The organism is Kytococcus aerolatus (assembly GCF_900187395.1).
In the GTDB taxonomy this organism is placed as follows: Bacteria; Actinomycetota; Actinomycetes; order Actinomycetales; family Dermatophilaceae; genus Kytococcus; species Kytococcus aerolatus.
The window spans coordinates 168,199-182,664 of sequence record NZ_FYEZ01000001.1 but is presented as its reverse complement, the minus strand read 5'-3'; the positions used below and the strand labels follow the sequence as shown (position 1 = coordinate 182,664).

Genomic DNA, 14,466 nt, shown 5'->3' with positions numbered 1-14,466 from the left:
TCAGCCCTCGCCGGTCTGCTCCGCCGGGGTCGCGTCGTCCTCTCGCGGCGGGGCCACGTAGCGGGTGGACCCGAGCGCCTCGTGCCGCTCCTGCTCCCGCCGCACCCGTCGCAGCTTCTTCGGGGAGATCCAGCGCTCCCCCAGGTTCTCGCCGGTCCAGTCCTCCTCGGCGGCCTGCTCGGTCCACCCCCCGGCCGAGACGTCGGCGTCGGCCCCGGCCTTCTGCGGGCGGCGGGCGAGCTCCGGGGCGGCGGTCTGCGGGGCCATCCGGCGCATCGAGATGAGGAAGCCGGTGTGCCCGTGCATCCGGTGCTCGGGGCGCACCGCCAGGCCCTCGAGGTGCCAGCCGCGGACCATCGACTCCCACGCGCGCGGCTCGGAGAAGCCCCCGTGGTCCCGGGAGGCCTCGGCGACCCGCGAGAGCTGGGTGGCGGTGGCCACGTAGCAGATGAGCAGACCGCCGGGAATCAGCGCGTCGGCCACGGCGTCCAGGCAGTCCCAGGGGGCCAGCATGTCCAGCACCACGCGGTCGACGCTGCCCGGCTCCAGGGTGCGGGGGAGCTCCTCGGCCAGGTCACCGAGGTGGATCTGCCAGGCCGGGTGGTCGCCACCCAGGAAGGTTCGTGCGTTGGAGCGTGCGATCTCGGCGAACTCCTCGCGCAGCTCGAAGGAGTGGAGCTGCCCGGTCTCGCCCACCGCGCGCAGCAGGGACATGCTCAGCGCGCCAGAGCCCACGCCGGCCTCCACCACCACCGCCCCGGGGAAGATGTCGCCCATCTGGACGATCTGCCCGGCGTCCTTCGGGTAGACCACGGCGGCCCCCCGCGGCATCGACATGACGTGGTCGGAGAGCAGCGGGCGCAGGGCGAGCCACTCGGCACCGGTGGAGTGGATGACCACGCTGGCGTCGGGGGCGCCGATGAGGTCGTCGTGCTCGATGTGTCCGCGGGTGTTGTGGAAGCGCTTGCCCGGCTCCAGGACGATCGTGTGCATCCGCCCCTTGGGGTCGGTGAGCTGCACGCGCTCCCCGACGCGGAAGGGGCCGCGACGCCCCTGCTCGCCCTGCCAGGGCACGCCGTCAGCGGTCTCAGGCGTGGGCTGGGCGGGGTCGGGCTGGGGCTGCGTCATGCGCGCAGCCTACGGGCGTCGGGAGCCCGGGTGCTCAGGCACCGTGGCGGGTGGCGTCGTTGCGGCGCATGCCCTCGGTGAGGGATCCGTGCGTGGCCAGGCCGGTGATGCGCGGCGGGAGCGGCCGGCCCTCCGGGGTCCACCCGCCCGGCTCGCGGACGGCTGCCTGCTCCAGCGGACGCCCGCCGAGGGCCTCCAGCAGCTGGGTGAGGTCCGCGCCGTGCGGCAGGTCCACGGTCCACTCCCCCTCCACGACGCGGTGCACGGCCCGCAGCGGGGTGCTCGCCCGCTCCCCGGCGGGCACGAGGGCCAGTGCGGAGGGGTCCACCAACCCGACGGCGTCCCCCTGCTCGTCCGTGGTGATGACGCGCACCGGGACCGGGAAGCCGTCCACCTGCTCGAGGGCGGCCACCGGGGCCTCCTGCGGGATCCCGACGGCCGGGTGCACCACGGAGGCCGTGCTGTGACGGCTGTACCGCTGGCGGATGGCCCCCAGCTGGAGGGCCTGGCTGGCCCCCTGCCACATGATCCACGCCAGCAGCCCGCCCCACAGGGCGTAGACGATCCCGCCGCCGGTGCCCACCATGACGGCCACGAGGACCAGCACCAGGACCGCCAGCACGCGGCCGCTCCACCCGGCGACGCGCAGGCCCGTGCCCCGGTCGCCGGTCATCGCCCAGACCGCGGAGGCCAGCGCGTGCCCACCGTCGAGCGGCAGCCCGGGGAGCATGTTGAAGACACCCACCAGGCCGTTGACCCAGACCAGGCCGAGCAGGACGTAGTGCAGGACGCCGGTCGGGTCCAGGAGGAGCAGCGCGAGGAGGCCGAGGGCGGCGAGCGCCAGTGACGCCAGCGGCCCGGCGATGGCCACCCAGGCGTTGCCCCACGGGCTGTTGTCCCCCTCGTGGACGGTGTGCCCGCCGATCAGGGTGAGGTGGATGCCGTGGACCCTGTGCCCACGCGAGCGGGCGGCCGCGGCGTGGGCCAGCTCGTGCACGAGGACCGACAGGACGAGCATGACGGCGTAGGCCAGACCCAGGGCGTAGGCCAGGGGGGCACCGAGGGCGTCGGTGAGCTGGGAGCCGTTGAGCACGACGATGAGGACGACCAGCAGCGGCCAGGTGGGCCCGAGGTAGAGCGGCGCGCCGAAGACGGTGCCGATGCGCCAGCCGTTGCGGTCGTTCATGGGCTCAGGGTACGTGTCGGTGCCTGCGCCTAGGCTGTCGGCCATGCCCAGTCCCGCCCTCTCGCCCAGTCGCGCCGCGGACTTCATGCAGTGCCCGCTGCTCTACCGCTTCCGGGTGGTGGACCGGCTGCCCGAGCCGCCCAGCGCCGCGGCGGTGCGAGGCACCTTCGTGCACGCCGTGCTGGAGCGGCTCTTCGACCGGCCTGCCCATCGCCGCACGGTGGAGGACGCGCTGGAGATCCTGCCGGGGACCTGGGAGGACCTGGCCGTCGAGGAGCCGGAGCTGGTGACCGTCGTCGGGGAGGGCGACGAGCCCACCGAGGCCGAGCTGACCGCCTGGTACGCCCAGGCCGAGGCGCTGGTGCGCACCTGGTACACGCTGGAGGACCCGAGTCGGCTGGAGCCGGCCGAGCGGGAGCTCTACGTGGAGGTGCCCATCGAGCGCGACGAGGGGCAGGGCGAGCTCGTGATGCGCGGCTATGTCGACCGGTTGGACATCGCCCCGGCTGACGGCGCGCTGCGGGTGGTGGACTACAAGACCGGCCGTTCGCCCTCCCCCCGGTTCGAGGCCAAGGCCCTGTTCCAGATGAAGTTCTACGGGGCGGCCGTCTGGCGGCTGCGGGGGCGGGTCCCGGCGCTGCTGCAGCTGGTCTACCTCAAGGACGGGACGATCCTGCGCCACGCCCCCACCGAGGATGAGCTGCGGGCGACCGAGCGCAAGGTGCTGGCCATCCACGACGCGATCGAGGCCGCCTGGGCCCGGGGCGACTGGCAGCCCAGCCCGAGCAGGCTGTGCGACTGGTGTTCATTCAAGGACATCTGCCCGGCCTGGGGTGGCACTCCCCCGCCCCTGCCGGGCGTGGGGCAGGCGTCCGCGGAGCGGGACGGTGGCGCCACGCCGCTGGAGGCTGCCGAGGGCGACTCAGCGGGCGAAGCGACTCCAGAGTGAGGCCAGGTCCTCACCGGCCAGCGTCGGCAGGGTGACGGTGTTGGGGGTGGGCGGCAGATCCACCATGTGGGGAATCGCCACCAGGCAGGTCCCGGCCGCCGAGGCCGAGCCCACCCCGGAGGGCGAGTCCTCCACCGCCAGGCAGCCGGCGGGGTCCACCCCCAGCTGCTCGGCGGCGGTCAGGTAGGGCTCCGGGTCGGGCTTGCCGGCGCGCACCGCGTCCCCGGTCACGACGGTCGCGAAGGCCCCGGCCGGCAGGGCGCTGGTGAAGGCGTCGGCGAGCATCGTCCAGGACATGGTGACCAGCGCGGTCGGGACGCCCAGGGCACGGCACTCCTCGAGCAGCTCCCGGGCGCCGGGACGCCAGGGCAGCCGGTCTCCCAGCCCGGCGGTGACCTCCCGCAGCAGACGGTCGATGATCTGCTCGGCCGGCAGGTCCACCGGTGTGCGCTCACGGATGATCTCGGCCGAGCGCTCCAACGGGTTGCCCACCATCGCCAGGGCGTCCTCGTGCGTCCACACGCCGCCGTGGTCCTCGACCAGCCGGGTCTCGGCGGCCATCCACAGCGGTTCGGTGTCGATGAGGGTGCCGTCCATGTCGAACAGGACGGCCTGGGGCAGGTCGGACGGGCGCATGCGGTTCAGGGGCGTGGTCGGGGACGTCACCAGCTCAGTCTCGCAGCCCCGCCGCATAGGGTGGGGCAATGGTTGACGAGGATCCCCAGGAGCTGCGTGACCCGATCGTGCTGGCGGCCTTCGCAGGGTGGAACGACGCCGGGGAGGCGGCCACCTCCGTGATCGAGCACCTCGCCGAGATCTGGCAGGCCGAGGTGGTGGCCGGCTTCGACCCGGAGGACTACTACGACATGCAGGTCCACCGTCCCTCGGTGGTGCGCCGCGGTGGGCGTCGCGTCATCGAGTGGCCGACCACCAGCCTGCTCGTGGCCCGCCCGGCTGGCTTGGACCGGGACGTGCTGCTGGTGCGTGGGATCGAGCCCTCCATGCGCTGGGGCAGCTTCACCCAGGAGCTCATCGACTGGGTGGTCGAGGCCGGTGCCCGCGAGATCGTCACCCTCGGCGCGCTCATGGCCGACGTCCCCCACACCCGGCCCCTGCCGGTCCAGGTGAGCGCCACCGCACGGGCCACGCAGCGCCGGCTGGACGCCACCCCGAGCGACTACGAGGGCCCCACGGGCATCGTCGGCGTGGTCGACCAGATGGCCGACGCGGCGGGACTGGAGAGCGTCTCGGTGTGGGTGTCGATCCCCCACTACGCCGCCGGGTCGCCCTCGCCACGAGCCACCTGGTCGCTGCTCACCTCGCTGGAGGAGGTGCTCGACTGCGTGATCGACCTCGGGGACCTGGAGGAGCTCGCCGACGCCTGGACCCGTGGGGTGGACGAGCTCATGAGCGACGACGACAGCGTGGCCGACTACGTCCGCGCGCTGGAGGAGGCGGTCGACGAGCTGGCCTCCCCCCAGGCCTCCGGCGACGCCCTGGCCAAGGAGTTCGAGCAGTACCTCCGCCGGCGGCAGAGCGACGGCGGGAACACCCCGCCGGTCTGAGGCTCAAGCCTCCAGGTCCACGCCGAGCAGGGCGTCCACGACGCACAGCACGGTCGGTCCCTCGGCGAGCGCACCGGCCTGCTGGGCGCCGGTTCCCTCGAGGACGGCCTCCGTCCACCGGTCCACCAGGCTCAGCGCCCCCGGGGTGTCGAGGTCGTGGGCGATGGTCGAGGCCAGGTCGCGGGCCACGGAGTCGCCCTCCCCGCACTCCTCGTCCCCTGCCGTGGTGGCGGTCTCAGGCCCCCGGGCCCGGGTGGTGGCAGCGGCCTCCAGCCAGCGGCCCAGACGCTGCTGCGCGTCGGCGAGGTGCTGGTCGGTCCAGGACCACGCGGTGCGGTAGTGCTGGCTGAGCATGGCCAGCCGGATCGCCCGCGGGTCCTCCCCGGTCTCCCGCAGCCGGGAGACGAGGACGAGATTCCCCTTGGACTTGCTCATCTTCTCGCCGTCCAGGCCGACCATCGCCTGGTGGACGTAGTGCCGGGCGAAGGCGTCGTCGGTGAGTCCCCGGCTCTGGGCGGCGCTCATCTCGTGGTGGGGGAAGACGAGGTCGTCGCCGCCGCCCTGCACGAGGAAGGGGGTGCCCAGGTGGTCCCGGGCGATGGTGGTGCACTCGATGTGCCAGCCGGGGCGACCGTCTCCCAGGGTGCCGCCCTCCCAGTGGGGCTCTCCCTCGCGGTGGGCGCGCCAGAGCAGCGGGTCCAGCGGGTCGCGCTTGCCCTCCCGGTCGGGGTCACCGCCCCGCTCGGCGAAGGCACCCAGCATCTCCTCGCGCGTCCAGCCCGAGACCTCCCCGAAGGTCGGCACCTGCGCCAGGTCGAGGTAGACGTCGGTGGCTCCCTCGGCGACCCCGTCGGCCGGCACGGTGTACGCCCGCCCGCTCGCCAGGAGCTGCTCAACCGCGGCGACGTCGGAGGGGATGCCCTCCACGGCGCCGACGTAGGCGTCCGGGGCGATCATCCGCAGCGCCACCATGTCGCGGCGGAAGAGGTCGATCTCCCCCGCGGCGAGGTCCTCCCAGTGGACGCCGTCCCGCTCGGCGCGCTCCAGCAGCGGCTCGTCCACGTCCGTGACGTTCTGAACGAAGCGCACGGTGTGCCCGGCGGCACGCAGCGCGCGGTTCAGCGTGTCGAAGGTCAGGTAGGTGGCCGCGTGGCCCATGTGCGTGGCGTCGTAGGGGGTGATCCCGCAGACGTAGAGGCCGGCGCCCTCGGCCCCCGGCTCGAGGGTGACCAGCTCCCCGGCGGCGGTGTCGTACACCTGGGGCAGGGCCGCCACGAAGGGCAGGTCGGGCACGGTCGGCTGGGTCCAGGATTCCACGGGCACAGCGTAGGTGAGGTCCGGCTGTCAGAATGCCTCGCATGATCGTGGACCAGGCCGTGTACGCCGACGGGGTACGGCACCCGTGCAGCACCCCCGCCGAGGGGCTGGCCATGGCCCAGCGTTTCAACGCCCGACCCGAGGGCGGTCACGGTGGGGCCCCGGCCGAGGCGTCGGGGGCCGAGCAGTCCCCTCGGGGGCGCGCCTTCGTGTGGGTGGGGCTCTTCGACCCCTCCGAGGCCGAGGTGAAGCGCATGGCCCAGGTCTTCGACCTGCACCCCCTGGCCACGGAGGACCTCCTCACGGGCCGGCAGCGGCCCAAGCTGGACGTCTTCGACGACAGCGCCCTGGTGGTGTTCCGCACCCTGCGTTACTACGACGCGAACAGCGACGTCGAGACCGGCGAGGTGATGCTCGGGATCGGTCCGGACTGGGTGCTCACCGTGCGGCACGGCCCGCACACCCGCCTGACGGGCGTGCGGCAGCGGCTCGAGTCCCGCCCGGACCTCATGGTCCAGGGGCCGGCCTCCGCGCTCTTCGTGGTGGCCGACCACATCGTGGACCGGTACACGGAGGTGGACGCCGAGCTGCAGCGCGATCTCACGGAGATCGAGGAGGCCACCTTCGCCGTCGGTACGCGGATCGACGTGGAGGAGATCTACCGGCTGAAGCGGGAGATCCTCGAGGCCCGCGGGGCGGTGCAACCGTTGGCCGAGCCGCTGCGCCACCTGCTCGGCGACGAACGGGTGGTCCCGCGCTCCATGGACGCCTACTTCTCCGACGTCCAGGACCACCTGCTCCGGGCGGAGGAGCACGTCAGCAGCTACGACCAGTCCCTCACCGACATCCTGCAGGCCCACCTGGCGATGGTGGCGGTGCAGCAGGGCGATGACACCCGGAAGATCTCCGCCTGGGCGGCGCTGGCGGCCGTCCCCACGCTCATCGCGGGGATCTACGGGATGAACTTCGAGTTCATGCCGGAGCTCGACGAGCGATGGGGCTACCCGGCGGTCCTGACGCTGATCTTCACGATCTGCGCCTTCCTGTGGTGGCGCTTCCGTCGGTCCGGGTGGCTCTGAGGGCTCACTCCTCGTCGTCGTCGGTGTCGTCCTCGTCGAGGTCCTCGTCCGCTTCGTCGTCGTAGTCGGTCCGGGTCGAGCGGCCCGTGGCCGGTGCGGCGACCTCGTCGCCGGAGGACTCCAGGTCGTCGTCCATGTCCTCGAGGTCGTCGTAGTCCTCGTCGTCCTCCTCGTCGGAGAAGACCTCGAAGGGCGTGACCTCACCGTGCGCCTCGAGCAGGGCCTCGTCGTAGTCCTCGAAGGCGTCGGCGAGGTCGTTGTAGGCCGCGATGACGCGCGGGTCCTCCTCACCGTCACGGGTGGCGCAGGCGTCGAGGTGACGCTCCAGGGCAGTCACGAGGGTGGTCAGCGCGGTGCGCGGGTCAGTAGCCATGTGGCCACCGTAGCGCGCTCCGGGCGCTGCGGGTCAGGGCTCGACGGTGGTTGGCAGAATGCGGGCATGATCCGCCCGCCCGAGATCCCCAGCGCGCACCGCAAGGCGAGGGCCGCCGCGGTGTGGGAATACCGCACCGTGCACGCCGATCGGGACATGAGCAGGTCCGACCTGCGCCGCCTCCTGGCCGAGATGGCCGAGTACGAGGGGTGGACGCTGCACCGGGTGGCGCTCTACCACGGCGGCGGGCGTCGGGTGTCGCTGCGACGCAAGAAGATCAAGGTGCAGCGCACCGTCTGAGGGGCTGGTGCGCCGGGACCGTCGACCGTCCCGGCGCCGCTCAGCAGTCGAGGACGAAGCGGTGCAGCACCCGCGCTCCGAACTCCAGCGCGTCGAGCGGCACGCGCTCGTCGACGCCGTGGAAGAGCGGGGCGAAGTCCAGGTCGGCCGGGAGCGCCAGGGGCACGAAGCCGTACCCGGTGATGCCCAGCCGGCTCAGGTGCTTGTTGTCGGTCCCGCCAGAGAGGCAGTAGGGCAGCACCTCGCAGTCGGGGTCCTCGGCCCGCAGGGCGGCCGTCATCCGCTCCACCAGCGGGGCGTCGAAGGGCGCCTCGAGGCTGGTCCCGGCGTTGTGGACGGCCACCTCGACCTTGGGCCCGCACAGCTCGCGGACGGTCTCCATGAGGTGCTCCTCCTGGCCCGGCAGGTAGCGGCAGTCCAGGCCGGCGGTGACCGTCTGGGGCACCACGTTGTGCTTGTAGCCCCCGTTCACCATCGTCGGGTTGAAGGTGTTGCGCAGGGTGCCGCTCACGAAGGCACGCGCGCCGCCGGTGGCGTTGACGACCTCGGCCAGGCTCACCGGGTCCTCGACCGACCAGTCGACCCCGGCCTGCTCCCCGACCCCCTCCAGGAGGAGGCGGACCGACTCGATGGTCTCGGCCGGCCACTCGTGGTCGTGGAGCGCGGCCAGGGCCCGGGCCATGTGGGCGACCGCGTTGTCCTGGGTGGGCACCGAGCCGTGGCCGGCGGTGCCGTGGGCGGTGAGGGTGAGCCAGACCTTGCCCTTCTCGGCGGTCTGCACGAGGAAGGTGCGGCGCGGCTCCTCCCCCTCCGGGACGTCCTGCCCGGGCACGGTGATGGAGAAGCCCCCCACCTCGCTGACGGCCTCGGTGCACCCGTCGAAGAGCTCCGGGTGGTGGTCGACCAGGTGCCCGGCACCCTTGACACCGCCGGCCTCCTCGTCGGCGAAGAAGGCCACCACCAGATCGCGTGCGGGCTTGGTCCCGGTCCGGGCGAGGTGGCGCACGACGGCCAGGATCATCGCGTCCATGTCCTTCATGTCCACCGCGCCGCGCCCCCAGACCATCCCGTCGCGGATCTCGGCGGCGAAGGGGTCCACCGACCAGTCCTCGGCCTCGGCGGGCACGACGTCGAGGTGGCCGTGGAGGACCAGCCCGGGGCGGTCGCGATCCTCTCCCTCGAGACGCACCACCACGCTGGTGCGGCCCGGATCGGACTCGAAGACCTGCGGCTCCAGCCCCACCTCGCGCAGCCTCTCCACCACCCAGGCAGCGGCCTCGGCCTCACCCGGGCCGGAGCCGTCACCGAAGTTGGTGGTGTCGATGCGGATGAGCTCGCGGCAGAGCTCGACCACCTCGTCGGCCGGGGCGGGGACGGACTGGGGCTGTGCGGTGGTGTCCATGGACCCACGGTACGCACCGGGGAGGCGGCGGGCACCAGCCCCACACGGGTCCCCCCCGGAGGTCGGCCTCCCCGCCGGGGGGGTCAGGCTTCCGCGCGTGTGGCGAGGCTGTCGTCGAGACGCAGGAGGCCGGGGCCGTCATCCCCCACGCGCTCGATGCTGGAGAGGATCTCGGACACGGTGGCCTCCTCCTCGATCTGCTCGGCGACGAACTCGTTGAGCAGCGGACGGGCGTCCCAGTCACCGGCGGACTCGGTGGTGCTGTACAGCTCACGGATGGCCGCCGAGACCCGCTCCTCGTGCTCCAGGGCAGCCCGGAAGGCGGCCAGCGGGGTCGAGTTCTGCAGCGGGGTGCAGGCCGGGATGGCACCGATCACCGGGCGGCCGCCGCGGTCGACGACGTGGTCGATGAAGCGCTGGGCGTGGGTGACCTCCTCGTCGGCCTGGGTGCGGAACCAGGTGGCCATCCCCGGCAGGCTCTGGGCGTCCATCTCGATGGCGAGCTGGCGGTAGGTCATGGCGGCCTCGAGCTCGAGGGTGATCTGGTTCTCGAAGGCCTGGGCGATGTCGTCGGTGATCTTCATGGGGCGGCACGGTAGGGGCCGGCTGCGGTGTTGTCACTGCTGCGCAGCCTTGCCTTCGCTGCAGAGGGCCACGTGATTGACTGCCGCGCATGACGGCCCCCTCCCCGCGCGAGCTCACCGAGCAGGCTGCCCTGGCGCAGCACACGGCGGCCTCACAGCGGGCCGCCGAGTGCGTGATCCGGGAGTACTCCACGAGCTTTCGTGCCGCCACCGGCCTCCTGGGCCAGCCCGTCCGGCGCCGTGTGCGGGCCCTCTACGCCATGGTGCGGGTCGCCGACGAGATCGTCGACGGGGCCGCGGCCGGGGCGGGGCTGGGGAGCGAGGCCGTCGGCCGGGTCCTGGACCGCTACGAGGCGGACTGCCGGGCGGCGATGGCCACCGGTTACTCCCCCGATCCTGTGCTGCACGCCTTCGCCCACGCCGCCCGGGCCACGGGGATCGGTGCGGAGTTGGTGGAGCCCTTCTTCGCCTCGATGCGCTCGGACCTGGAGCGGACCACCCACGACGCCGAGAGCCTCGCCCGGTACGTGCACGGGTCCGCGGAGGTGGTCGGCTTCATGTGCGTCCGGATCTTCGTGACGGACCGCTGCCCGGAGCCGGTCGCCCCTCCCCCGCACCTGGAGGAGGGGGCGCGGCGGCTCGGGGCGGCCTTCCAGCAGGTGAACTTCCTCCGCGATCTCGCGGCCGATGCCGACGGACGCGGCCGCTCCTACCTGGACGGTGGCGTGGAGGACTTCGACGACGCCGCGCGGGACCGGGTGGTCGCCGGGATCCGGGCCGACCTGGCCGCGGCGCGTGCGGTGGTCGAGGAGCTGCCCCGCTCCTCCCGGGCGGGGGTGCTCGCGGCGCACGACCTCTTCGCCGCGCTCACCGACCGGTTGGCGAGCACCCCGGCGTCGACCCTGCGGACCACCCGGGTGCGGGTGCCCGACGCGCAGAAGGCGTTCGTCGTGGCCCGGGCCGTCCAGAGGGCGCGATGAGCGGGGCAGGTGGGCCGCGGCGGGGCGAGGGCGCCCCGCGAGCGGTCGTCATCGGAGCCGGGGTGGCCGGGCTGGCCACCGCCGGACTCCTGGCCCGGGACGGCTACGCGGTGACCGTGCTGGAGCGGAACGCCGTGGTCGGCGGTCGGGCGGGGTCCTGGGAGGCCAGCACCGAGGCGGGCACCTGGCGCTTCGACACCGGGCCCTCCTGGTACCTCATGCCCGAGGTGTTCGAGCACTTCGCCGCGCTGATGGGCGCTGACCTGCACGAGCACCTGCGGCTGGAGACGCTCGACCCGGCCTATCGTGTCTTCGCCGAGGGCTACGACGGCCCGCTGGAGGTCCGTTCCGGGCGGGAGGAGTCGGCCGCCCTCTTCGAGTCGGTGGAACCCGGCGCGGGGCGGCGGCTGGTGGCCTACCTGGACTCGGCGCGCGAGACCTACGAGATGGCCCGGGAGCACTTCCTGAGCACGACCTTCAGCCGCGTCCCGGCCGCCACGGTGCGGGCGGTGCTGCCGCGTCTGCCGCTGCTGGTGCGTCTCCTCACCGAGTCCCTGCACTCCCGGGTGGCGCGCACGGTGCGTGACCGGCGGCTGCGGCAGGTGCTGGGCTACCCGGCGGTCTTTCTGGCCGCCACCCCGCGGACGGCGCCGAGCATGTACCACCTCATGAGCCACCTGGACCTGGCCGACGGGGTGCGCTACCCGCAGGGTGGGTTCGCTGCGCTCGTCGAGGTCATCGCCCGGCTCGCGGCGGAGGCCGGGGCGGAGATCCGGACCGGGGTGGAGGTCACCGGCATCGAGACCGCGTCGGGGCCTGGCGGGCGCGCACGGGTGACCGGGGTCCGGACGGCCACCGGGGAGCTGGTCCCGGCGGACGTCGTCGTGAGCTGCGCGGATCTGCACCACACCGAGACGCGCCTGCTGCCGGAGCACCTGCAGACCTACGGTGAGCGGTACTGGGCTCGGCGGCAGTCCGGGCCCGGCGTGGTCCTGGCCCTGCTCGGGGTGCGGGGACGGCTGCCCGAGCTGACCCACCACAACCTGTTCTTCACGGCGGACTGGGACGCCAACTTCGACGCCGTCTTCGGCGAGCAGCCGGTGGTGCCGGACCCGGCGAGCACCTATGTGTGCATGCCCTCGGCCACGGACGACTCGGTGGCGCCGGCGGGGCACGAGAACCTCTTCGTGCTCGTGCCCGTCTCCCCCGACGCGGCGGGCGGAACCTCGGTGGGCGCTGGCGGTGTCGACGGGGCGGGTGACCCGGCTGCCGAGGAGGCCGTGGACCGGGCGATCGCGCAGATCAGTCAGTGGGCGGGCGTGCCGGACCTGGCCGAGCGGGTGGTGGTCCGGCGCAGTATCGGCCCGGCCGACTTCACCGCGGACTACCACGCGTGGCGGGGCAACGCCCTGGGGCCGGCGCACACGCTGTGGCAGTCGGCCTTCCTGCGCGGGCGGAATGTCAGCCGGCACGTGGAGGGGCTGCTCTATGCGGGGGCCACGACGGCGCCGGGTGTGGGGCTGCCGATGTGCCTGATCAGCGCGGAGAACGTCGTGAAGCGCCTGCGGGGTGACCACTCCGCGGGCCCGTTGGACCCGACCACCTGGCTCGCCGCCGGCGGATCGGAGCAGGGCGCCGACGGCCGCAACGACTCGGGCGGTGGTGCGTGATGCCCGGGCTCTACCTGGCGGCCATCCTCGCCACGGAGTGCTGCATGCTCCTCATCGACCGGCGCTGGCGGCTGTACCTGTTCGCCGACCTGCCCCGGGCGCTCGCGGTGCAGGCGGTGGGTGTGGGGATGTTCCTGGCCTGGGATGTGCTCTGCATCGAGCTGGGCATCTTCTTCCGCGGGCCCGGGCCGTGGCAGACCGGGGTGACCCTCCTGCCGGAGCTCACCCTGGAGGAGCCCTTCTTCCTGTGGTTCCTGTGCCACTTCACGATGCTGCTCTTCACCGGGCTGGAGCGGCTGCTGGGCGGCGGTTCCCAGGGTGGCCCTCGAGCTGGGGACCGCTCCCCCACCCCGGAGGTGGCCCGATGACTTACCTGTGGGTGAACTTCGCGGTGCTCGTCCTCGTCGGCGCGGTGAGCGCGGTGCTGTGGCGGGGGCTGGGCGCATCGGCCCGGCGGCGGACCCTCCTGCTCGGCGCGGCCACGCTGGCGATCTCCTGCGTCTTCACGGCGGTCTTCGACTCGCTGATCATCCGCGCCGGCATCGTGGGCTACGACGGTGCGGCGCTGGCGGGGTGGTTCGTCGGGACGGCCCCGGTGGAGGACTTCGCCTACACGGTGGCCGCGGCGGTGCTGCTCCCGGTGCTCTGGGTGCGCTGGGGGCGGTCCGGGGGCGATGAGTCGTGAGCCTGCTGCGCACGCTGTTCTGGACCTCCCGGCCGATCAGCTGGGTGAACACCGCCTACCCCTACGGCTTCGCCTACCTGCTCTCCGGCGGCTCGTGGCGGGACTGGGTGTTCTGGGCCGGGGTGGTCTTCTTTTTGGTGCCCTACAACCTGGCGATGTATGGGATCAACGACGTGTTCGACCACGAGTCGGACCTGCTCAACCCCCGCAAGGGCGGCGTGGAGGGGGCGCTGGCTGAGCGCAGCAGCCATCGGCCCACCCTCGGGGCCTCTGCCCTGAGCTGTCTGCCCTTCCTCGGGATGCTCCTGGCGGCGGGAGGCCTGTGGTCCGGGTTGGCTCTCGTGGTGAGCATGTTCGCCGTGGTGGCGTACTCCGCTCCCCCGTTCCGGTTCAAGGAGGTGCCCTTCCTCGACTCGATCACCTCGGCCACGCACTTCGTGGGACCGGCCGTGGTGGGTGCCCTCATGCTGGGGGAATCCGTCCCGGCGGCGGGCTGGGCGGCACTTGGGGCCTTCGTCGCCTGGTCGATGGCCAGTCACGCCTTCGGCTCGGTGCAGGACATCCGCGCCGACCGGGAGGCGGGCATCGGGTCGGTCGGAACGGTGCTCGGGGCGCGGGGCACGGTGCGTGTGGCGGTGGGCCTGTACCTGCTGGCGGCCCTGCTCATGCTCGCCACTCCCCTGCCCTGGACCTGGTTGGCCGTGGTGCCGCTGGTCTACGTGGCCAGCATCGCGCCTTTCGCTGGGCTTCCTGACGACCGCTGCGAGGAGGCCCACGCCGGGTGGACCCGCTTCCTGTGGCTGAACTACGCCGCTGGGGCGGCGGTGACAATAACGGGGATCGCACAGGCGTCCTGAACCGGTGATCAGAGCAGACTCTCGATGGCGTCGTGGGACCGGCCTCCCGCGCACTGAGGTGGCGCGAATCGCTCTCCTTCTACGGATTGTTCACAAGTTGCTGGCGGCCCGATGGGTATCCCCCCCCCAGGTTGCCGGGGGGGGGGCAGGTAGGGGTTGGGGTATGAGACACGCAGAGCACGACCGTGGTGGCAAGCGCCACGCCCAGCTGCGGGATCGATGGCTGCCGAGGGCCCTGTGGACGGAGAACGACCGCGACTGGGCTTCCATGTGCGGAGAGCATCGAGGCAGACTGATCTGCCCGCACGAGGGGTGTCGCCGGCCCTTGGGACCGGTTCAACGAGGGGCCACCCGCTTCTTGCGTCACAAGCGGGGCACCGGAGGCAACTGC

Annotated in this window: 16 protein-coding genes; 9 read left to right on the top strand and 7 right to left on the bottom strand. The window is 72.9% G+C overall.

Going from position 1 to position 14,466, the window contains the following annotated elements; genetic code table 11:
• Together CFT82_RS00850 and CFT82_RS00845 are read right to left on the bottom strand one after the other, a co-directional pair.
• A complete protein-coding gene (locus CFT82_RS00850; protein ID WP_088817216.1) occupies positions 1-1,128 on the bottom strand; it encodes a tRNA (adenine-N1)-methyltransferase in 1,128 nt (375 codons plus the stop codon).
• A 34-nt stretch (positions 1,129-1,162) separates the two neighbouring features.
• A complete protein-coding gene (locus CFT82_RS00845) occupies positions 1,163-2,314 on the bottom strand; it encodes a M50 family metallopeptidase (RefSeq protein ID WP_159461805.1) in 1,152 nt (383 codons plus the stop codon).
• Between the two features lie 43 nt (positions 2,315-2,357).
• Here CFT82_RS00845 and CFT82_RS00840 point away from each other — a divergent pair, with 43 nt between their 5' ends.
• Positions 2,358-3,263 (top strand): RecB family exonuclease, encoded by a 906-nt coding sequence (locus CFT82_RS00840; protein WP_088818251.1) that lies wholly within the window; start codon positions 2,358-2,360, stop codon positions 3,261-3,263.
• Here CFT82_RS00840 and CFT82_RS00835 read toward each other — a convergent pair.
• The gene (locus CFT82_RS00835; RefSeq protein WP_234994211.1) at positions 3,237-3,929 is read right to left on the bottom strand and encodes an HAD family hydrolase; all 693 of its coding nucleotides are present in this window, start codon (positions 3,927-3,929) and stop codon (positions 3,237-3,239) included. The genes CFT82_RS00840 and CFT82_RS00835 overlap by 27 nt on opposite strands.
• A gap of 38 nt (positions 3,930-3,967) precedes the next feature.
• On the opposite strand from CFT82_RS00835, the gene CFT82_RS00830 reads away from it, so the two are divergent.
• The gene (locus CFT82_RS00830; protein ID WP_088817213.1) at positions 3,968-4,828 is read left to right on the top strand and encodes a PAC2 family protein; all 861 of its coding nucleotides are present in this window, start codon (positions 3,968-3,970) and stop codon (positions 4,826-4,828) included.
• A gap of 3 nt (positions 4,829-4,831) precedes the next feature.
• Here CFT82_RS00830 and mshC read toward each other — a convergent pair whose 3' ends face one another.
• Entirely contained in the window at positions 4,832-6,145 is a 1,314-nt protein-coding gene (gene mshC, locus CFT82_RS00825) for a cysteine--1-D-myo-inosityl 2-amino-2-deoxy-alpha-D-glucopyranoside ligase (RefSeq protein ID WP_088818250.1), read from the bottom strand.
• A 41-nt stretch (positions 6,146-6,186) separates the two neighbouring features.
• Here mshC and CFT82_RS00820 point away from each other — a divergent pair, with 41 nt between their 5' ends.
• Positions 6,187-7,224: a magnesium and cobalt transport protein CorA gene (locus CFT82_RS00820; protein ID WP_088817212.1), complete on the top strand. Its 1,038-nt coding sequence runs from the start codon at positions 6,187-6,189 to the stop codon at positions 7,222-7,224.
• A gap of 4 nt (positions 7,225-7,228) precedes the next feature.
• Here CFT82_RS00820 and CFT82_RS00815 read toward each other — a convergent pair whose 3' ends face one another.
• The gene (locus CFT82_RS00815; protein WP_088817211.1) at positions 7,229-7,597 is read right to left on the bottom strand and encodes a hypothetical protein; all 369 of its coding nucleotides are present in this window, start codon (positions 7,595-7,597) and stop codon (positions 7,229-7,231) included.
• A 66-nt stretch (positions 7,598-7,663) separates the two neighbouring features.
• Here CFT82_RS00815 and CFT82_RS00810 point away from each other — a divergent pair, with 66 nt between their 5' ends.
• Positions 7,664-7,897, top strand: coding sequence for a DUF5703 family protein (locus tag CFT82_RS00810; protein ID WP_088817210.1), 234 nt, complete (start codon positions 7,664-7,666; stop codon positions 7,895-7,897).
• 40 nt (positions 7,898-7,937) lie between these two features.
• Here the strand turns inward: CFT82_RS00810 and CFT82_RS00805 are convergent, their stop codons facing one another.
• Both CFT82_RS00805 and CFT82_RS00800 read right to left on the bottom strand, forming a co-directional pair.
• Positions 7,938-9,299, bottom strand: coding sequence for a M20/M25/M40 family metallo-hydrolase (locus CFT82_RS00805; protein ID WP_088817209.1), 1,362 nt, complete (start codon positions 9,297-9,299; stop codon positions 7,938-7,940).
• Between the two features lie 83 nt (positions 9,300-9,382).
• Entirely contained in the window at positions 9,383-9,883 is a 501-nt protein-coding gene (locus CFT82_RS00800) for a ferritin (protein WP_088817208.1), read from the bottom strand.
• Positions 9,884-9,972: 89 nt separating this feature from the next.
• Between CFT82_RS00800 and CFT82_RS00795 the strand changes: the two genes are divergently transcribed.
• From CFT82_RS00795 to CFT82_RS00775, 5 genes are read left to right on the top strand one after another with little or no spacing between them, the layout of a single operon-like run.
• Positions 9,973-10,863 (top strand): phytoene/squalene synthase family protein, encoded by an 891-nt coding sequence (locus CFT82_RS00795; protein WP_088817207.1) that lies wholly within the window; start codon positions 9,973-9,975, stop codon positions 10,861-10,863.
• Positions 10,860-12,533, top strand: coding sequence for a phytoene desaturase family protein (crtI, locus tag CFT82_RS00790; RefSeq protein WP_088817206.1), 1,674 nt, complete (start codon positions 10,860-10,862; stop codon positions 12,531-12,533). The genes CFT82_RS00795 and crtI overlap by 4 nt, the downstream gene beginning before the upstream one ends.
• On the top strand, positions 12,533-12,901 hold the full coding sequence (locus tag CFT82_RS00785) for a C50 carotenoid epsilon cyclase (RefSeq protein WP_088817205.1): 369 nt from the start codon (positions 12,533-12,535) through the stop codon (positions 12,899-12,901). Before crtI ends, CFT82_RS00785 begins: the two co-directional genes overlap by 1 nt.
• Positions 12,898-13,218: a lycopene cyclase domain-containing protein gene (locus CFT82_RS00780; protein WP_088817204.1), complete on the top strand. Its 321-nt coding sequence runs from the start codon at positions 12,898-12,900 to the stop codon at positions 13,216-13,218. Before CFT82_RS00785 ends, CFT82_RS00780 begins: the two co-directional genes overlap by 4 nt.
• Entirely contained in the window at positions 13,215-14,075 is an 861-nt protein-coding gene (locus CFT82_RS00775) for a prenyltransferase (protein ID WP_088817203.1), read from the top strand. Before CFT82_RS00780 ends, CFT82_RS00775 begins: the two co-directional genes overlap by 4 nt.
• The last annotated feature ends 391 nt before the right edge of the window (positions 14,076-14,466 follow it).